We start from the raw sequence: 18,254 nt of genomic DNA on the forward strand, positions 1-18,254 counted from the left end.
AATCCCCTTTAAAACAGGAAGAACACCATGAACAACATCACTCGCTTCTGGACCGCTGTTGCCTTCTCCGTCGCCGGCGCGGCGGCCCATGCCAATGCCGCGGTTGAACAGAAAAGCTGCGGCAGCGCGACCTGCTTCCAGTTAACGCCTGTGGCGGAGCAGGGCGGTCATGCCTTCCTGGCACAGGACGGTGCAAGCCGTACGCCGCAGGGCCAGCAGCTGGATAACCAGACGGCCTGAAGCCCGAACACTGTTTTGTGAACCCCACCGATCCTGTGGGAGCGGGCTTGCCCGCGAAAGCGGAGTGTCAGTCGACATCAATGTTGAATGTACTGGCCTCATCGCGGGCAAGCCCGCTCCCACAGGGAATTGGTGTGAATCGCCACCCTCCACATGTTTAGGTGATCCCATGTTTCTCATCGCTTTCCTGGGCGGCATATTGACCGTCCTCAGCCCTTGCATCCTCCCGGTCGTGCCGTTCCTGTTCGCCGGGGTCAAACGTACCCGTTCCTCGATCCTGCTCACCCTCGGCGGCATGGTCCTGACCTTCGCCCTGATCTCCAGCCTGGCGGTGGTCAGCAGTGAATGGGTGGTGCAAGCCAACAACACCGGTCGCCACGTCGCGCTCTTCGTGATGGGGTTGTTTGCTCTGTCGCTGATTTCCGCCCGTGTCGGTGACTGGATGGCCCGTCCGTTCGTGGCGCTGGGCAATCGCCTAGACCCCGACACCCGCAAAATGTCCGGCCCGCTGGGTTCGGTCATGATCGGCGTGGCCACGGGTCTGCTTTGGGCGCCGTGCGCTGGACCGATCCTCGGGGTGATTCTCACCGGTGCCATGCTGCAAGGCGCCAACGCCCAGACCAGCCTGTTGCTGCTGGCGTACGGCCTGGGCAGCGCGTTGTCGCTGGGTACTTTGATCTTTTTCGGTCGCGGCCTGGTCAATCGCTTGAAAGTGTCGATCCCGGTCACCGGTTGGCTGCGTCGTGGTGCAGGTGTAGCTGTGTTGGCCACCGTTGCGGTGATTTCCACCGGTGCCGATAGAAACCTGCTCGCCGGTACTTCATCCGAAGGCGTCAGCAGCCTCGAGAAAGGTGTGCTGGAAACCGTGCCGAAAGTCGTCGACTACTTTGTCAGCAAGGTCAAGGCAGACTCGTCCATGGACAACGCCCAGGGCGCCATGCCGTCGCTGTCCGGTGCGGTCCAATGGCTCAACTCGCCAGCGCTGAGCAATGACTCGCTCAAAGGCAAAGTGGTGCTGGTGGACTTCTGGACTTACGACTGCATCAACTGCCAGCACACCTTGCCGTACGTGAAGGACTGGGCGAAGAAATACGAGAAGGATGGCCTGGTGGTCGTCGGTGTCCACACCCCTGAATACGGTTACGAGCGCATCATCGACAACGTCAAGGATCAGGTCAAAGAGCTCGGCATTACCTACCCGGTGGCCATCGACAACAACTACGCGATCTGGCGCGCTTTCGACAACCAGTACTGGCCCGCTCACTACCTGATCGACGCCAAGGGCCAGGTGCGTTACACCCACTTCGGTGAAGGCGCCTACGAAACCCAGGAGAAAATGATTCAGCAACTGCTGGAAGAGGCCAAGGCACCTGCCGCGTAACCCTCGACATCAATGGCTCACTGGCTGCGCGCCGTGGGCCATTGGTTTTTTCTCCTGATTGCGCCGCCAGGCTGCCGGTGGCGCACCGTACTCTCGACGAAAAGCCCGGCTGAACGCCGTGTCGGTCTGGTAGCCCACCTCTTCGGCAATCCGCATCAACGAGCTGTTACTGCTGCGTAACAGATTGGCCGCCAGCAGCATCCGCCACTGCGTCAGGTACTGCATCGGCGAACTCCCCACCAATTGCGCAAAGCGCTCCGCCAGCACCGACCTTGACGTCCCGGCAGTCCGCGCCAGTTCATCCAGCGTCCAGGCGTGACAGGGTTTTTTGTGTAACGCGTTGAGGGCAGCGCCGACGATCCGGTCACCCACACCCGCCAGCCAACCGGTCCGGCCTTCACCGTGTTCGTTCATGTACAGACGCAGCACTTCGATGAACAACACCTCGGCCAGTTTCGCCAGTACACCTTCACCGCCAGGCCTGGGCGAGCGCGCTTCGGCCAGGGCATAACGAACCGAAGATTCCAGCCAGATACCGGCATTCGAGCCGCGCACATTGACCCGGACCACGGCCGGCAATCCCGTGAGCAACATGCCCGCCAGCCGCGTATCGCACGCCAGATAACCGCACACCAGACGCGTGACCGCGCCGCCACCGCCGTAGCTCAGTTGCCGTGGACGCCGCGCCAGCACCACGTCCAGGCGCTTGCCGGTGACCGGCGTCAGTCCCGGTTGAGAACTCATGCGATGGGCGTCGCCCTGAGGGAACACCACCACATCGCCAGCCGTCAGTCGCAGTGGCGGATCGTTGCCCATCTCGACATAGCACTCGCCTTCGGTGATCAAGTGAAAGATCACCACCCGCTCTGCGCCGGGCTCCAGAAACGGTGCCGCGGTGTCGGCACTGGGCGATTGGTAGCACCAGGGCGCAGTGAACCTGGCATTGATGAAAATCGCACCGACCAGGCGGACGACGCGCAGGGTTTGGGACAGGGCGTCCATGGTGGTTTCCCGGGCTGAGGGCTTTCTGATTGTGAGCGCGTCTGCGCCAAACGTGAATTCTCCGGACGATCGGGCAGTGTTGCCCGACGATCGGGCAGGACGCAGGCGTGCGGCAGGGCGATAGTTTGCCTACAGGGCCACTGCCGACCCTGTCATCCATAACAAGAATGAGAGGTTGCCATGCCGAAGTTCGTTATCGAGCGCGAGATTCCAGGTGCTGGAACACTGTCAGAAAGGGATTTGAAAGCCGCTTCGCAAAAGTCCTGCCGGGCGTTGCGCGAGCTGCCGGAGGTGCAGTGGCTTCAGAGTTATGTCACGGGCGACAAGTTGTACTGCGTGTACATCTCGCCCAGCGAAGCGCTGATCCAGGAGCACGCCAGGCAGAGCGGTTTCCCGGCCAACCGCATTTCTCAAGTCATGAACATCATCGATCCGACCACGGCGGAGTAAGCCGGGGCAGCGTTCCAACTTGTACGGAGCAGATTCAATGAGTACCCCCCTTGATCTCACTGCCTTGAAAAACCGCCAGATGGCCTCCTGGGCCAGCGGCGACTACGCCGTGATCGGCACCACCCTGCAGATTGTCGGCGAGCAACTGGCCGAAGCCTGTGATTTGCTCTGCGACGAGCGGGTCCTGGACGTGGCTGCCGGCAATGGCAATGCGACGCTGGCCGCCGCACGCCGGGGCTGCAACGTCACTTCCACTGACTATGTCGCGGCGCTGCTGGAACGTGGTGAAGACCGGGCCCGGGCAGAACGTCTGGAAGTGACCTTCCAGGTTGCCGATGCCGAGGCGCTGCCGTTTGAGGACGCGAGCTTCGATGCCGTGCTCTCGACCTTCGGTGTGATGTTTACGCCAGACCAGCCCAAAGCGGCTTCGGAACTGGCCAGAGTGTGTCGCCCCGGCGGCCGCATCGGTTTGGCCAACTGGACGCCTGAAGGTTTTGTCGGCCAGATGTTCAAGACCCTGGGCCGTCATCTGCCGCCACCGGCAGGCGCGCAACCGCCTTCAAACTGGGGAACCGAAGCCTGGTTGCACACGCACTTCGATGAGCGCGACTTCCAGGTCCAGGTGACGCGTCGCACCTTCAATTTCCGTTATCGCTCGGCGGCGCACTTTATTGACACCTTCCGCACCTGGTACGGCCCGGTTCACAAGGCCTTCGCGGCGTTGCCTCCCGAAAGTGGCCAGGCCTTGGAAAGCGACCTGGGCGGACTGATCAACAAGATGAACAGGGCGGGAGAGAAGTCGCTGGTGGTGCCGAGTGAATACCTGGAGGTCGTCATCACCCGACGCTGAACCAACAACACAAAACCCCTGTAGGAGCGAGGCTTGCCCGCGAAGGCGGTGTGTCAATCGATAAATATGTTGCCTGACACTCCGTTTTCGCGGGCAAGCCTCGCTCCTACAGGGATTGTGGTGTTTTGTCGAAAGCGGTCACTCATCCACCCGCTCGGTGTACACCACCCACACACTGCACGGCATTTTGTACAGCAAATGCTCCACCGTGCTGCCAATCAACCGGCCCAAACCGCGATGACCGACCCGGCCCATGACAATCACGTCGACGTCATACGCATCGGCATAGCGAGTCAGGACCTTGGCCGGGTTGCCCATGATCATGTGCCGCTGCTCGGGCGCGATGCCGTTGCGCTCAGCCAATTCGTTGAAGGCGTCTTCCTGGTAGTCGAACAGGGTCTTGGCCTTGCCTGAATTGAAAAACGCCGAACCATTGTCGAAGCCGAACTCGTCCGCGCTGATGGATGAAAGGTCGTAGGCGTAGACCACATCCAGTTCGGCGTTACAGGCACTCGCCAGTTTCGCCGCTTCATGAAGGATCCGGTCGTTGAACGTTTTGTAGTGATCATCGCGATGGAAAGGGTCGACCGCCGCGACGATCCGGCGTGGCAGGGCGTGAACGGCATGGCTGACGAAATGCAGCGGCACCGGGCATTCACGCAGCAGATGCACGTCGAGCGGGGTAAACATCAGCCGCGACAGCAGCGATTCGTGCTCCAGCGCCTTGATCAGCACGTCCATCGGCTGTTCTTTGAGGTGAATAAGGATTTCTTCCAGCGGTTTTTCGACCCATGCCACCTCGGTGGTGACGTGGACACCGATCTTGCGCAAGGGCCGGGCTTGTTCTTCCAGCCACTGACGGTGCCGATCGACGTAGCCCAAGCGCATCTGCTCCAGGGCCTTTTCGTTGACCAGGCTGGCGGTGGCCAAGCCTTCCAGATAATCGAAAGCCACGATGTGCAACGCCGCGTCTTCGGCCTTGGCCAGCGCCGCAGCCCTGTCGAAGGCGGGGCTGTGCTCCATCAATGGCGAGGCGACCAGCATGAAACGTGATTGACCAGACATGGCGAACCTCCCGTGGATGAACGAAGAGACAGCGGTCATTCAATCCTTAAGTATTGACCATGATCGACCTCCCGTCCGTCAGCCCCGGGACAAGTGCAGTTCCATGATGATGGTGCGCTCGACACCGTGGAATTCGTCGCGGACTTTTCGAAAGCCCAGCCTGGAGTAGAAGGCTTCTGCGGTGATGGAGGAGGGGACGCGCAATACCTCGATTTTCGCCTCGGTGGCGAGGGTTTCGATCGTTGCCATCAAATGTCGGCCGAGGCCTGCTCTTTGGTGTTCGGGATCGACAAATACGCTGCGCACCACATCGTGATCAAGGCTGGCCGTGGCCACGACATGACTGTCGATCGTTGCAACGAAGACCTGGCGTTGGCTCAACAACGCGTGAATGGACTCGGTTGAAAAGCTTTTTTCCACCTGCGCGATGACTTCGGGTGGATAGTCCAGGGCATTGGACTGGCGGAGCGACTGGATGATGACCTGGCTGATGGCATCCACGTCGGCTGCAGTGGCGGCCCTTATTTGCGGTTTCATAGTGCTACCTCAATCCCTTGAACACACAAATCCCCTGTGGGAGTGAGCCTGCTCGCGATGGCGGAGTGTCAGTCGATATCTACATCGGCTGGGAAGCAGTCATCGCGAGCAGGCTCGCTCCCACAGGGGATAATCACTTAATCCGGGCGCCGCGTGCTTCCAGCAGCTCGCGCAATACCGATCGATGGCAATGCGCCTCTTCCTCGCAATAACACCCAACCGCCAGCGAAGTTTGATGGGAGAGGGCAGCCAGCAGATCCAGCAACTGATTGGGCGCTGGATGGTTCATTTCAGCCTTGAACTTGCGCCTGAACGTTTCCCAGGCCTTTTCATCCTCAGCCGCTTTGGCCTCGGCCACCAATTCCGCACTCGGCGAAAGCAGCGGCTGCCACACATCATAAAAATCCCTACTGGCAAACTCGGCCTTCGGTACACCGCGAGGTGGGCGGCGTACCGTGCCGATCCGAAGGCCTTCATCGGTCGAGCGGGGTGAGCCGAGTCGTACGATATGGATGGCCATGTCGGGTTACTTGTGACGCGATCCGTCAAACCACTCCATGGCGGTGCGCCAGATGCAGATGCCGAGGAAGTAAGCCGACATCAGCAGCCAAAGCCCCATGACCATCGGGTTGATGACCGGATGGTTGACCACCAGCGACAAGCTGCACAGCAACCAGATGGCGGTCACGGCGATGTTGATCGGCATGAACTTGCGCACGCGGAACGGGTGCAGGAATTTCATTCGCGTCACGGTCAACAAGGCCAGGCCGATGACGGTCAGGAAGGTAATCCACGGCGACGGGGCGATGATGTACAGGCATAAGGCAACCACGTTCCACGCGGCGGGGAAGCCCTGGAAGTAGTTGTCCTTGCTTTTCATGTTGACGTTGCAGAAGCAAAACAGCGACGAGACCAGAATCAGCGACACGGTCAGCAGCAGCGTGTAGTCCGGCAACGGGATGTAGCGATAGATGAACAGCGCGGGGATGAACACATACGTCAGGTAGTCGATCACCAGATCGAGGATCGATCCATCGAAGCTCGGCAGCACCGACTGCACATTGACCTTGCGCGCCAGGGCACCGTCCAGCCCATCGACGATCAGGGCCACGCCCAGCCACAGCAGGCAGTTGGTGGCCTGATTCTCCAGCAAGGCGAGGGTGGCGAGGAAGGCAGTGACCACGCCGGTGGCGGTAAAACCATGGGCGCCCCATGCTTTGAGCCTGGCGATGTGTAGGGTGGATATCACAGGGGCGTTCTCCAGAAAGTAAAGCAAGCCAGTCATCACCCTCATCATCAAGGGCGGCGGCAAACCATTTTGGTTGCAGGTATCGACCGAAAATCGGGGAATAAGGTTCATCGTCTGTAAATCTTAGCTGGGCCGCCAGGAAATACTCTGGATTAATCCGCACTGATGTTCACTTAAATAAGGTGCTTCAGGCCAAACGGTGGTGGCGCATTTAGTAGCGAGGACTATTGTTGCCTGACCGGTCACTCCAATCGATGAGGACGTCGTCATGAACACCAGCGATTTGCTCGAACAACTCCTGCGGGGCCAAGGCACCGGGGCGCAACAGGATGGCAGATCCGCTCAGGGAGGCATCGGCGGCGGTCTTGGTGGATTGCTGGGCGGGCTGTTGGGCGGTGGCGCCGGCTCAAGCGTGGGCGGTGGCGGATTGGGTGGTTTGCTCGGTGGCCTGCTGGGCGGCGGTTCGCCCATGGGCGGCGCGACCCGGACTCGCTCGGGGGGTGGCACCAACTACGCGGCCCTGGCGTCGCTCGGGATGATGGCCTTTCAGGCGTATCAGGCGTGGCAACGCAATCAGGCTGCTGCGCCGCAACAGGCACCGCGCACCGTGGATCTTTTATCCGGCCCGGAAATCGAGGACCACAGCCATGCAGTCCTGCGCGCATTAATAGCTGCAGCGAAGGCCGATGGCCGGATCGACGATTCCGAGAAGCAGATGATCAGCACCGAAATCGGCCGCCATACCGATGACCCGGAACTGCAGCAATGGCTGGATGACGAAGTTGCCCGGCCGCTGGATGCTGCTGATGTGGCGCAGTCGGCGACAGATCCGGCAATTGCTGCGGAAATGTACCTCGCTAGCGTGATGCTGGTGGACGATCAGCAGGATGCCGAGCGCAATTATCTGGATGAACTGGCTGCCGCGCTGAAAATCGATCCGGAGTTGCAAGTGCATCTGGAGCAGCAGGCCAAGGGTGGCGTGGCATAAGTGATGTAATCCCGAACACCGTCGACCTGTAGCAGCTGCCGAGCAGCGCGAGGCAGCGTTCGGCGACGAAGTCGTCGTGAAATCAGGCCGCGCGGTGCACCAGGATAACCGCATGCGCAGGTTTTACGACGACTTCGTCGCCGAACGCAGCCTCGCGCTGCTCGGCAGCTGCTACAGGCTCGGTCGTGATTTCGGGATCAGGAAGATCACCCCATGCGCTTCGGCAATCTCCAGTATCCGGGGCAAATCCTCCGGCACTCTTAATTGATGCACGGCCGCAAAAAACTGCCCGCCACGCGGGTCAGACACCACGCCAATCATCTTCGCGGTAGGGCTGATGTTCTTGTAGGCATGGATGGAACCCCCGGGAATGTGCACGTAACCCCCGGCCGAGACGGTGGTGGACGTCCCCTCCACGGTCACTTCGACCTGGCCGTCGACCACGTAAAACGCCTCGTCCCACGGGTGAAAGTGCGGTGGCGGCCCTCCGCCTTGCACGCCTTCCTGGATATGCATTTCAAAGGGTTTACTCAGATCGCCGCCGGCCAGGATGGTGATTGCTTCGCCCACGACGTTCACCGGCGCCGGCGATTGCTCGATGACGTGCACCGTTCGCATGATTGCTCTCCGAAGATGAGTAAACACCCGCTGAGTATATGCCTGGCGCGCCGACTGAACGCCGCACCACAGGCCCGTCCGTCAGGGCAATTTCAACGCCGATTGAATTTTTTTCCGGGCAAATCGCTCTTCTGAAGTAGAGACGCGTTGATTCAGCGTCCTGCCACTGGCCTCAGACCGAGAGATGCGCCCATGACTGCCCTGACACGACTTGAATCGCGGCCCGCCCACGAACACCCGATCCCGCCCGACGGGAGCCTGAAACAGGCCTATGAACACATGCTGCTTGGCGATGATCCCGAGCAACGGCGCGCACTCGCCCGAACCTTTCTCGAGGCGCAGCTCGAACACGCCACCGACCTGCCGCAGGACATGCCGAATGACTTGTCGGCCCTGCAATCGTTCGTCGAACAGCACAGCGTCGATGTCGCCGGCCAATACGCCGAATACCTGAAACAACGCAAGGACGGCGGGCCCCGGCAATTCTTCACTAACAAGGCGCACGCACTGTTTTTCCTGCAAGCCGTTGCCCCGACCAAACTGGTCGACGGTGCGTGGCTGTATGGCCTGTTGCGTCATTGGCGCGACCCGCGTTTCGAGGGGCTGATTTGCACCTATCTGGAAGAGTTGGGCGACGGCAATCCGGCGCAAAATCATGTGGTGATATACCGCAAGCTGCTCGCCGAACATGGCTTGCAAGACACCGGGGTGATCGCCGACGAGCACTACCTGCAAGGCGCGATACAACTGGCGCTGGGCGAATCCGCCGACGAGTTTCTGCCCGAGGTGATCGGCTACAACCTCGGCTACGAACAACTGCCGCTGCATTTGCTGATCAGTGCCTATGAACTCAGCGAATTGGGCATCGATCCGTACTACTTCACGCTGCACGTGACCATCGACAATGCCAGCACCGGTCATGCGCACAAAGCGGTGCAGTCGGTGCTGCAACTCCTGCCGGTGGAAGGCGACCGCGAAGACTTTCTGCGCCGGGTCGCGTTGGGTTATCGGCTCAACGATCTGGGGCAGGGCAGTCGCGCGATCATCGAATCGTTCGACCTCGACGCCGAGTTGCTCAACATGCTTGAGCGCAAGCGTCCGTTCGGCCAGCACATGCATTCCGACTACTGCCGTTTCGAAGGCAAGACCGTCAACCAATGGCTGTCGGCGCCAGAACAGTTGCCCGGTTTCCTCACCGCCCTGGAAAACAAAGGCTGGATCAAACGTCAGCAGGATCCTCAAGCCAGCCGTTTCTGGCAGTTGATCGAGGGGGACGGCGCCGCCATGTTCGGGGTGTTCAGCCCTTACGAAAAACAGCTGCTGCATGACTGGATCGCCGGCGACTGGACGCCTGAGCGCGCAGCCGCAGCGGTTCGCCGGGGCACGAGTGTCGCGACAGAGGCGACGGTGTCTGACAACGACCCGGATATCCAGAGCCTGCAAACTGCGTTGGACGGGCTCGCCGCACACGAACAGATGCCGGTGTTGATCCCGTGGCTGTCGGCCCATCGGCATTCTCATCCGGCCGGCCTGATGGCTACGCGACGGTTTATCGAACTCAAATCCAGCCTGCGATAGGAGCACTGCATGAATCAGGAAGAGCAACTGGACGCTGCCGATCTGGCGTTGGTGCAACTGGGGCGGCGCTTGCAGGCCGATGGCTACCGGTTCATTACCCCGACGCCGCTCACCCATCGGCGGGTCAATGACCGTGCCTTCGGGCAAAACGCCCGGACTCTGCGCGATGTGTTCGGCTGGTCGCGTTCATTTGAACCAGGCCTTTTGTCGACAGACGAGCAGCGGCAGTTGCAGCAGGCGGGCGTCCTTCAAGAAAGCAACGGCCGACTGAAAAGTTGCGTGCGCTGGTCCAGCCTGGATGACCTGCTGTTCGTGCACTCGGGGTTCCCCACCGATGCGGCGGATGCGGTGTTCTTCGGCCCGGACACCTACCGTTTCGCGCAGCTGATTCATGCGCACCTACAACAAAACTTCGCACCGATCAGACGCGCCGTGGACATTGGTTGCGGCGCGGGTGTCGGGGCGATTGTGATTGCCCGGGCACGCCATGAGGCCGAAGTGCTGGCCGTCGATATCAATCCAGCGGCTTTGCGCCTCACGGCAGTCAACGCGGCGCTTGCCGAAGTCTCCAATGTCACCGTCGAAGCCAGCGATGTGCTGCAGGACGTCGACGGCCATTTCGACCTGATCGTCGCCAATCCACCGTACATGGCCGACCCCGCCGAGCGTGCTTATCGCCATGGTGGCGGTGAGTTGGGTGCGCAATTGTCGTTGCGCATCGTCGAGCAGGCGTTGTATCGCCTGGCGCCCGGTGGCTCTTTGGTGTTGTACACGGGGGTGGCAATGATTGAAGGTCAGGATCCGTTTCTGGAGGCGCTGATCCCGCGTCTGGAGTCGCCCATGTTCGGCTGGACCTATCGCGAACTGGATCCCGACGTGTTTGGTGAAGAACTACTGACCCCTGGCTATCAACGGGTCGAGCGAATTGCGGTCGTGGCCCTGATCGTTACGCGCGTCGGCCCCGGCATTGGGGGAAGCGTTGAGTCGGCAGGTGCGCCATGAGCAAGAATCTGGACGACTACAACCGCATGCGCGACTTCTCGGCGACCTCTGAACCCGCCGCGAAACGCTCGGGCAAGAAAACCGCGAAAGACCATGCCTTGCAGTTCTGTATTCAGAAGCATGATGCCTCGCGGTTGCACTATGACTTTCGCCTGGAACTCGACGGCGCCTTGAAGAGTTGGGCCGTGCCGAAAGGCCCTTCGCTGGACCCCAAGGTCAAGCGCTTGGCGGTCCACGTTGAAGACCATCCGATCGATTACGCCACGTTCGAGGGCAGCATTCCCGAAGGGCATTACGGCGCTGGCGACGTGATTGTCTGGGACCGTGGCGTGTGGATCCCCCAGGAAGATCCGGCCAAGGCGTACGCCAAGGGCAAGCTCAAGTTCGAACTCAAAGGCGAGAAACTCGGTGGCCTGTGGAACCTGGTGCGCACACACATGCCGGGCAAACAGGAGCAATGGTTTCTGATCAAGCATCAGGACGGCGCGGCGAAACCTGAAAGCGATTACGACGTGGTCGTCGCCGAGCCGGACAGCGTGCTCAGTGACCGCACCATCCTCCCCAAAAAGGCCAAGACCGCCGACAAACCCAAATCGGTGAAGAAGCCGGCGCGCAAGGTCGCGCCTAAAGCACAGTCAGCCCAACTCACCGGGGCGCACAAAGCCAAACTGCCCGACCAGCTCAAACCCGAACTGGCGACGCTGGTGGAAAAAGCCCCGCAGGGCGAGTGGAGCTATGAGATCAAGTTCGATGGCTATCGGATCATGGCCCGCATCGACCATGACGAGGTGAAACTCTTCACCCGCAACGGCCACGACTGGACCCACAAACTGCCGAAACAGGCCGAGGCGTTAGCGTCGCTGGGCCTCGAATCTGCCTGGCTCGACGGTGAAATGGTGGTGGCCGACGAGCAGGGAGTGCCGGACTTTCAGGCGCTGCAAAATGCCTTCGAATCCAATCGCAGCGGCAACATCGTTTACTACCTGTTCGACATGCCTTACCTCAATGGCGTGGACCTGCGCGAGGTGCCGGTCGAGGAACGGCGGGTCGCGCTGGCGACGGTGCTCAAACCCAGTAAAGATCCGCTGCTGCGCTTCTCCGACGCGTTCGGCGAAGAGCCCGAAGCCTTGCTCAACAGCGCCTGTCAGATGCAGATGGAAGGGTTGATCGGCAAGCGCCTGGGCTCGCCGTACGTGTCCCGGCGCAGCAGTGACTGGATCAAGCTCAAGTGCAAGCATCGGCAGGAATTCGTCGTGGTCGGCTATACCGATCCCAAAGGTGCGCGCAATGCCTTCGGAGCGTTGCTGCTGGGCCTGCATGACCGTGACAGCGGCGAGTTGCGCTACGCCGGCAAGGTCGGCACAGGTTTCAACGAGACCACGCTCAAGCACATTTACGAACAGCTGAAACCGTTGCTGGCGAAGAAGCCCGCGGTGGTTAATCCACCCACGGGTTTTGAAGCCAAGGGCGTGCATTGGCTCAAACCCGTCTTGCTCGCAGAAATCGCGTTCGCCGAGATGACCAAGGACGGCTCGGTGCGCCACGCGGTGTTCCATGGGCTGCGCGATGACAAACCCGCCGAAGACATCACCGAGGAGCGTCCGAAAGCCGTGAAAGCCCAGACCACCAAGAAAGCCGCCGCTGACAAACCGGCCGCCGCGGCGAAAAAGCAGCCTGCCAAGGCAGCGCCCGCGCCCTCACAAATCGGCCTCGGTGCAGGCAAGGTGCGCATTACTCACCCGGACCGGGTGATTGATGCCAGCAGCGGCACCACCAAAGTGCAACTGGCGGAGTATTACGCCAGTGTCGCCGAATGGATTTTGCCCGAGCTCAAGGACCGGCCAGTGGCGCTGGTGCGTGCTCCGGACGGCATTGCCGGCGAACTGTTCTTCCAGAAGAACGCCGAGCGCCTGGCCATTCCCGGGATCACCACGCTGGACAAGGAACTCACTGGCCAACCGGTGATGATCATCAACAACGCTGAAGCGCTGATTGGCGCCGTGCAGATGAGCACCGTGGAACTGCATACCTGGAACGCCACCTCGGACAACCTCGATAAACCTGACCGCTTCGTCCTTGATCTCGACCCGGACCCGGCGCTGCCGTGGAAAAGCATGGTCGAGGCGACCCAACTGACCCTGTCGGTGCTCGATGAACTCGGGCTCAAGGCCTTCCTCAAGACCAGCGGCGGCAAGGGGATTCACCTGGTGGTGCCGCTGACTCGCAAGCTGGGTTGGGATGAGGTGAAGGACTTCAGCCATGCGATTGTCAGCCACATGGCCAAGTTGCTGCCGGAGCGTTTTTCCGCGGTGTCGGGACCGAAGAATCGGGTCGGGCGGATTTTCATCGATTACCTGCGCAATGGTCTGGGCGCGACCACCATTTGCGCCTACGCCGCGCGCACCCGCGAAGGGATGCCGGTGTCGGTGCCGGTCTTTCGTGAAGAGGTAGCGCAATTGAAGGGCGGTAATCAGTGGAACATCCAAAACGTGCACGAGCGCCTGGCCGAAGTGGGTGACGAGCCCTGGGCGGACCTGAGGAAAACCCGGCAAGCGATCACCGCCGACATGCGTCGGCGGGTCGGCATGAAAAAATAGCCCCCTTGGTTAACCGCATCCTTTGTAGCAGCTGCCGAGCAGCGCGAGGCTGCGTTCGGCGACGCAGTCGTCGTAAAACCTGCGCATGCGGTCATCCTGATGCACCGTGCGGCCTGATTTCACGACGACTGCGTCGCCGAACGCAGCCTCGCGCTGCTCGGCAGCTGCTACGGATCGCGTTGCCGTTAGCGGATAAACGCCTGCAGATCGCTGGTCAGTTTGTCGATCGCGACCTTGAAGTCTTTGGCGGTGATTTTCTGGCTGGCGTTTTCCAGCGTGCTGCCAAACACTTTGCGTACAACCTTGGCCACTGTCTGGTTGTTGCTCGCATCGACGAACTCGGCCTCGATGAACAACGTGGTGTCCTGATCCCGATGCCCGCTGGCAGCCGAAACACCACCGACCACGGCCGCGACAGGCACCACTTCATACCATTTCATGCCTTCGTTCTCGGCATTCACCCCGGTGATCGCCGAGCGCACGATCAGGGTTTTCGAACCGGCCGGCGCTGCTTTTGCGCTCGATACAACCTTGTATTTCTGGCCCAGCACGCCTTTGGCCTTGCTGCTCATGTAGTTCTGCAGTTCATCCAGGGTTTGCCGATTGACCCGCTCGCTGGGCTGCGGCGCCGGGTACAGCTCCAGCTTGTTGAACGCGACGGTGTTGTAGGCATCCGGATTCCAGGACGGACTCACCCAGCGCATGGCGGTTTCGCCGCTGGTAGTGGTGACTTGCTGCAAGTTGTTGTAGTTGGACAGGAAGCCTGAATACTGGTCTTTTTCGGTGATTTTCGAGGTGCAGCCGCCGAGCAACAGGCTGGCAAGTGCAGCGCCGATGAACAGTTTCTGCGACAGGTTCATATATTTTCTACTCCGTGGGTTCAGCGCAGGGTCGGCCCGGCCAGTCCAGGCAAGACAACCCTGGCTGAAACCGGATCCTTCGCGATGAGCGTAGGTTCGCACGGAGAAATTTCCAGTCAGTATGAAGGTACTTTCGAGTCGTGAGGCGGCGAGCAGTACCCGCCGCCTGATGACGGCTACTTGCCGACCGTGCCCGCCAACAACGGCGCCATCTGTTCATCGGTCAGTGCCGCCTTAACCTCCATCTTCATGACGTCGTTCCACTCCAGCACCCACTTTTGTATCTGCACCAGATCACTGGCTTCTGCCACGCCAAAACCGCTTGAACCGCCAACGGCATGCCAGCGCCCGAGCATCTTGACGCCGGCGGGTGGTACGGCCCCGGTCTTGAGAAAACGCTCGATTGCCTTGTTGCGGTTTTCCGGATTGATCGACCAACTGACGATGAATAACATTTGCCACCTCCTTCAATGGATTGGCACCTGTTTGTCTGTGCGCACCGGGTTGGCGCCGGGACCACGGTGGCGCTGTGTCTACAGCTTCTTGCCCCTTGTGAAGGCATAGCAGCGCCGGGCCGTCTGCGTACGACCGCTGATCCTGTTAATGGGCTTTTTCAATGAGCAGGCGACGTCGTGGCCGGCACCTGTATCACCAACGAAACATGGGCAGCGGCTTGAGCGGGGAACGAAGGAATTGCCGCGCGGTTTGCCTGAGCAGCATCCCGTGAAAGCCATGATTGGGCAGCGCCGATTTCACCGTTCTGATGTAGGCCCGTGGCAGGCCGAACGTCAGCAGCCCGAGGGACACATCAATGACATCGGCGCGCCGGAAGGGCTCGACGCTGAGCGCATGATCGGCAGCGTAGGGCCGCACTTTGTGGTGTTCCAGGATCAGCGCCGTCACTTCTTCGCTTAAGTGCGACAGTTGCCGATTGGCAAGATAGTCGGTGGCCTGGCGAAGCGAGGGTTCCAGGTAATCGATGGTGCCGTCCGTCCAGATGCCCAGATCATGAAACGCCGCCGCGATTTGCACGGCATCGGAGGGCAGGCCTTCAATGCCGCTGATGGCGCTGTAGAAGTTCAGCACCCGATAAATGTGATTGCGATAACCCGGCAGGTCAGCGCCGATTACCAGCGCATACGACGTCAGTATTTCGTCGGTCACGGGGAATTCGAGAACGAGGTTCATGGGGCTGACCTCAGGCGTCGCGCAACAGGTCGTTGGCGTTGAGAATATCGTAGGCAATCTGCGGGCGATTCTCGAGGCTGCGGCGGATGGCGGCCGGGATCGACTGTCGGGTTTTACGGCACAGGCCGGGCAATTCGCCGAGGGTGATGCTGATGCCGCGCATGGTCCGTACTTCGTTGAAGCTTGGGGCGATCTCCACGCGGATGCCCAGTTGTGCGTACATGCGGTTTTGCAATTTTTCCAGGTCCGCCAGGCTCTGGAGGGTTTCCAGGCGTTCGATCAGGCGTTTTTCTTCCGAGCGGGTCAGCAACAGAATGCGCACGTCCGCGCCCGGTGTTTCGAGCAGCGGGTCACGCCCGCAGTCGCAGGCGCCGGGCGGGCAGGGTTGGCGGATCGCAGGCAGGGTCGTCATGGGGTTCAATCATAGAGCGCTCCGATCGGGTTTGCCCATAGGCTAGCCCGCGACCTTCACATTCAGTCAGAAATATCAGCCAGCGGGATCTGCTCCTGATCGACCGGCGTGCTGGTGCCGCTTTTCTTTTCCCGACGATCATTCATCCACGTGTCCACCTGGGCGCTGAAGTCGGCCGGGGCTTTGCGTCCGACCCTGCGGGCCAGGTCGAGAATGGTCTGCTGGGCGAGGGCGTCTTCCATGCGTTTCTGCGCAGTCATCATCACCGCGTGCACCGAGCAATGACCTTCCACGGCCCACGTCGGCGGTGAACCGTCAAACAACGCACAGCGCCCGCGGATATCACGGCAATCGAAGATCAGCTTCTGGCCATCGATGGCGTTGACGATATCCAGCACGCTGATTTCGTCCGCCGGCCGCGCAAGCTTGAACCCGCCGCGCACGCCCTCGGTCGCCACCACCAGTTTGGCCTTGGCCATCTTGGTGAAGATTTTCGCCAGGTAATCCAGCGGCACGCCTTGCAGCTCAGCGAGGTCGCGCACGCTTGCCTCACGGCTATCGCCGTAATCGCCTACCAGAAAAAGCAGGCAGTGAATGCCGTATTCAACGCCTGCGCTGTAAAGAGACATGGTCATCTCCGACTGAGTGAGTCGCCAATACTACCAGCCGATGGTTTGAGGCGCAACGAACCATCGGCCTGGGTAAATCGTCTTTCTGCACTGTGCAGCTATAGATCAGAGGCTTGATCTGGGTATCAGGGGTGTCTGGATGTGTGATGGCAACCATCGATAGAAGGTCGTTGCTTCTTGCAACTCGGATCACTATAGTCGCCGTTGTCAGCTCGGCGACGGGTTCAGTCTTTGGTCTTCTTCGGAGTTAAACAATGAAACAGCACATTCTGGTCATCGGCGCAGGCTTCGGTGGTATGTGGACAGCGTTGAGCGCCACGCGCCTGTTCGACATCCATCATCACAACGACGTAGAAGTCACGGTACTGGCGCCTCAGGCCGAGCTGCGTGTGCGTCCGCGTTTCTACGAGCCGAATGCTCATCAGCTCGCCGCACCCATCGGCGACCTGTTCGATGCCGTGGGTGTGAAGTTCATCAAGGGCGCCGCAGAAACCATCGATGTGCAGCAAAAACACGTTGGCTACACCGATGCGTCGGGTGCCAAACAGGTGTGCAGCTACGACAAACTCGTTCTGGCCACCGGCAGCGGTCTGGCGTTGCCCAACACTCCCGGCGTGGTCAAACATGCCTTCGACGTAGACCAGATCGAACAAGCCGTACGCCTGGAAAACCACCTGAAATCTTTGGCCAACCTGCCAGACAGCAAAGCCCGCAATACCGTAGTGGTGGCCGGTGGCGGTTTCACCGGGATTGAAACGGCGACCGAAATGCCGGCGCGCTTGCGGGCCATCCTCGGTGACAAAGCCGACATTGAAGTGATCATCGTTGATCGCGGTGAAAAAGTCGGTGCGTCCATGGGCAGCGAGATCGCCCAGTCGATCGCCGAAGCCAGCACTGAGCTGGGCGTGCAATGGCGCTTGAAATCTTCGGTGGTTGCCGTCGATGAAAACGGTGTGACCCTGGCCGATGGTCAACGCATCGACGCCAAGACCGTGGTCTGGACCACCGGTGTACGGGCAAGCTCGCTGACCGAGCAGATCCCGGCCGAACGCGATCACCTTGGCCGCCTGCACGTCGACGCGCATCTGAAAGTCATCGGCCAGGACGACATTTTCGCTACGGGCGACGTGGCTTACGCTGCTTCTGATGACATCGGCAACTACGCCCTGATGACGTGCCAACACGCCATCGTCCTGGGCCGGCATGCGGGCAACAACGTCGCCGCGCAGATCCTCGGCGTGGACCCGACGCCGTACAGTCAGCCGAAGTATGTGACCTGCCTGGATTTGGGCGCCTGGGGCGCGGTCTACACCGAGGGTTGGGACCGCCAGGTCAAGCTGATCAAGGAGGAGGGCAAGTCGCTGAAAACCCAGATCAACACCGTGTGGATCTACCCACCCGTGGCCAATCGCGAAACGGCATGGGCTGCGGCGGATCCGCTGATCCCGATTGCCTAAGCTGGCCGCATAGAAAAATCCCGCTCAGGTGTTCCTGGGCGGGATTTTTTTGTTCAGATACGGAAGGCTTGTCGGCCTACCAGCGCCGGAAAATAATTGAATAGTGGCAAAACAACCTGGCAAGACTTCTATGGGGTAATAGAAATCTTGC

20 protein-coding genes are annotated in these 18,254 nt (G+C 60.3%); 9 read left to right on the forward strand and 11 right to left on the reverse strand.

Translation table 11 applies throughout. The features are described 5' to 3' along the window. Positions 1-27 precede the first annotated feature (27 nt). The gene (locus tag ACYZT6_RS09890; protein WP_462026723.1) at positions 28-240 is read left to right on the forward strand and encodes a hypothetical protein; all 213 of its coding nucleotides are present in this window, start codon (positions 28-30) and stop codon (positions 238-240) included. A gap of 169 nt (positions 241-409) precedes the next feature. Then, entirely contained in the window at positions 410-1,621 is a 1,212-nt protein-coding gene (locus ACYZT6_RS09895; RefSeq protein WP_462026724.1) for a cytochrome c biogenesis protein DipZ, read from the forward strand. A gap of 9 nt (positions 1,622-1,630) precedes the next feature. Here ACYZT6_RS09895 and ACYZT6_RS09900 read toward each other — a convergent pair whose 3' ends face one another. Further along, a complete protein-coding gene (locus ACYZT6_RS09900) occupies positions 1,631-2,623 on the reverse strand; it encodes an AraC family transcriptional regulator (RefSeq protein WP_461958346.1) in 993 nt (330 codons plus the stop codon). Between the two features lie 180 nt (positions 2,624-2,803). Between ACYZT6_RS09900 and ACYZT6_RS09905 the strand changes: the two genes are divergently transcribed. Both ACYZT6_RS09905 and ACYZT6_RS09910 read left to right on the forward strand, forming a co-directional pair. Further along, positions 2,804-3,073 carry a DUF4242 domain-containing protein gene (locus ACYZT6_RS09905; protein WP_461958347.1) on the forward strand — a complete coding sequence of 90 codons (270 nt, stop codon included), beginning with the start codon at positions 2,804-2,806 and terminating at the stop codon, positions 3,071-3,073. A gap of 37 nt (positions 3,074-3,110) precedes the next feature. Next, positions 3,111-3,923 carry a class I SAM-dependent methyltransferase gene (locus tag ACYZT6_RS09910; protein WP_462026725.1) on the forward strand — a complete coding sequence of 271 codons (813 nt, stop codon included), beginning with the start codon at positions 3,111-3,113 and terminating at the stop codon, positions 3,921-3,923. Between the two features lie 138 nt (positions 3,924-4,061). On the opposite strand, the gene ACYZT6_RS09915 is transcribed toward ACYZT6_RS09910, so the two are convergent. The 4 genes from ACYZT6_RS09915 to pcsA all read right to left on the reverse strand — a co-directional run bounded on the left by ACYZT6_RS09915 (position 4,062) and on the right by pcsA (position 6,774). Continuing rightward, positions 4,062-4,988 carry a universal stress protein gene (locus ACYZT6_RS09915; protein WP_462026726.1) on the reverse strand — a complete coding sequence of 309 codons (927 nt, stop codon included), beginning with the start codon at positions 4,986-4,988 and terminating at the stop codon, positions 4,062-4,064. Positions 4,989-5,066: 78 nt separating this feature from the next. After that, the gene (locus ACYZT6_RS09920; protein WP_462026727.1) at positions 5,067-5,525 is read right to left on the reverse strand and encodes a GNAT family N-acetyltransferase; all 459 of its coding nucleotides are present in this window, start codon (positions 5,523-5,525) and stop codon (positions 5,067-5,069) included. 133 nt (positions 5,526-5,658) lie between these two features. Then, positions 5,659-6,045 (reverse strand): DUF488 domain-containing protein, encoded by a 387-nt coding sequence (locus ACYZT6_RS09925; RefSeq protein ID WP_462026728.1) that lies wholly within the window; start codon positions 6,043-6,045, stop codon positions 5,659-5,661. Positions 6,046-6,051: 6 nt separating this feature from the next. Further along, positions 6,052-6,774, reverse strand: a complete 723-nt coding sequence (gene pcsA / locus ACYZT6_RS09930) for a phosphatidylcholine synthase (RefSeq protein ID WP_094471814.1) — start codon at positions 6,772-6,774, stop codon at positions 6,052-6,054. 268 nt (positions 6,775-7,042) lie between these two features. Here pcsA and ACYZT6_RS09935 point away from each other — a divergent pair, with 268 nt between their 5' ends. Next, positions 7,043-7,762, forward strand: a complete 720-nt coding sequence (locus tag ACYZT6_RS09935) for a tellurite resistance TerB family protein (RefSeq protein WP_462026729.1) — start codon at positions 7,043-7,045, stop codon at positions 7,760-7,762. A 171-nt stretch (positions 7,763-7,933) separates the two neighbouring features. On the opposite strand, the gene ACYZT6_RS09940 is transcribed toward ACYZT6_RS09935, so the two are convergent. Then, a complete protein-coding gene (locus ACYZT6_RS09940) occupies positions 7,934-8,380 on the reverse strand; it encodes a cupin domain-containing protein (RefSeq protein ID WP_462026730.1) in 447 nt (148 codons plus the stop codon). Between the two features lie 192 nt (positions 8,381-8,572). Between ACYZT6_RS09940 and ACYZT6_RS09945 the strand changes: the two genes are divergently transcribed. The 3 genes from ACYZT6_RS09945 to ligD are packed head-to-tail and all read left to right on the forward strand — an operon-like array spanning position 8,573 to position 13,557. Next, complete coding sequence (locus tag ACYZT6_RS09945; RefSeq protein WP_462026731.1) at positions 8,573-9,958, forward strand: iron-containing redox enzyme family protein; 1,386 nt, start codon at positions 8,573-8,575, stop codon at positions 9,956-9,958. Positions 9,959-9,967: 9 nt separating this feature from the next. After that, complete coding sequence (locus ACYZT6_RS09950; RefSeq protein WP_462026732.1) at positions 9,968-10,960, forward strand: methyltransferase; 993 nt, start codon at positions 9,968-9,970, stop codon at positions 10,958-10,960. Continuing rightward, on the forward strand, positions 10,957-13,557 hold the full coding sequence (gene ligD / locus ACYZT6_RS09955; RefSeq protein WP_462026733.1) for a DNA ligase D: 2,601 nt from the start codon (positions 10,957-10,959) through the stop codon (positions 13,555-13,557). Before ACYZT6_RS09950 ends, ligD begins: the two co-directional genes overlap by 4 nt. Positions 13,558-13,742: 185 nt before the next feature. On the opposite strand, the gene ACYZT6_RS09960 is transcribed toward ligD, so the two are convergent. The 5 genes from ACYZT6_RS09960 to ACYZT6_RS09980 all read right to left on the reverse strand — a co-directional run bounded on the left by ACYZT6_RS09960 (position 13,743) and on the right by ACYZT6_RS09980 (position 16,646). Continuing rightward, positions 13,743-14,417, reverse strand: coding sequence for a DUF3313 domain-containing protein (locus tag ACYZT6_RS09960; RefSeq protein ID WP_462026734.1), 675 nt, complete (start codon positions 14,415-14,417; stop codon positions 13,743-13,745). Positions 14,418-14,593: 176 nt separating this feature from the next. Next, positions 14,594-14,872, reverse strand: a complete 279-nt coding sequence (locus tag ACYZT6_RS09965; RefSeq protein WP_461958358.1) for a DUF3303 domain-containing protein — start codon at positions 14,870-14,872, stop codon at positions 14,594-14,596. A 193-nt stretch (positions 14,873-15,065) separates the two neighbouring features. Then, positions 15,066-15,605: an HD domain-containing protein gene (locus ACYZT6_RS09970; protein ID WP_462026735.1), complete on the reverse strand. Its 540-nt coding sequence runs from the start codon at positions 15,603-15,605 to the stop codon at positions 15,066-15,068. Between the two features lie 10 nt (positions 15,606-15,615). Then, positions 15,616-16,017: a hypothetical protein gene (locus tag ACYZT6_RS09975; RefSeq protein ID WP_462026736.1), complete on the reverse strand. Its 402-nt coding sequence runs from the start codon at positions 16,015-16,017 to the stop codon at positions 15,616-15,618. Between the two features lie 62 nt (positions 16,018-16,079). Continuing rightward, a complete protein-coding gene (locus tag ACYZT6_RS09980) occupies positions 16,080-16,646 on the reverse strand; it encodes an RrF2 family transcriptional regulator (protein WP_462026737.1) in 567 nt (188 codons plus the stop codon). A 254-nt stretch (positions 16,647-16,900) separates the two neighbouring features. On the opposite strand from ACYZT6_RS09980, the gene ACYZT6_RS09985 reads away from it, so the two are divergent. Next, positions 16,901-18,103: an NAD(P)/FAD-dependent oxidoreductase gene (locus ACYZT6_RS09985; protein WP_462026738.1), complete on the forward strand. Its 1,203-nt coding sequence runs from the start codon at positions 16,901-16,903 to the stop codon at positions 18,101-18,103. The last annotated feature ends 151 nt before the right edge of the window (positions 18,104-18,254 follow it).

Source organism: Pseudomonas sp. RT6P73 (assembly GCF_054897715.1).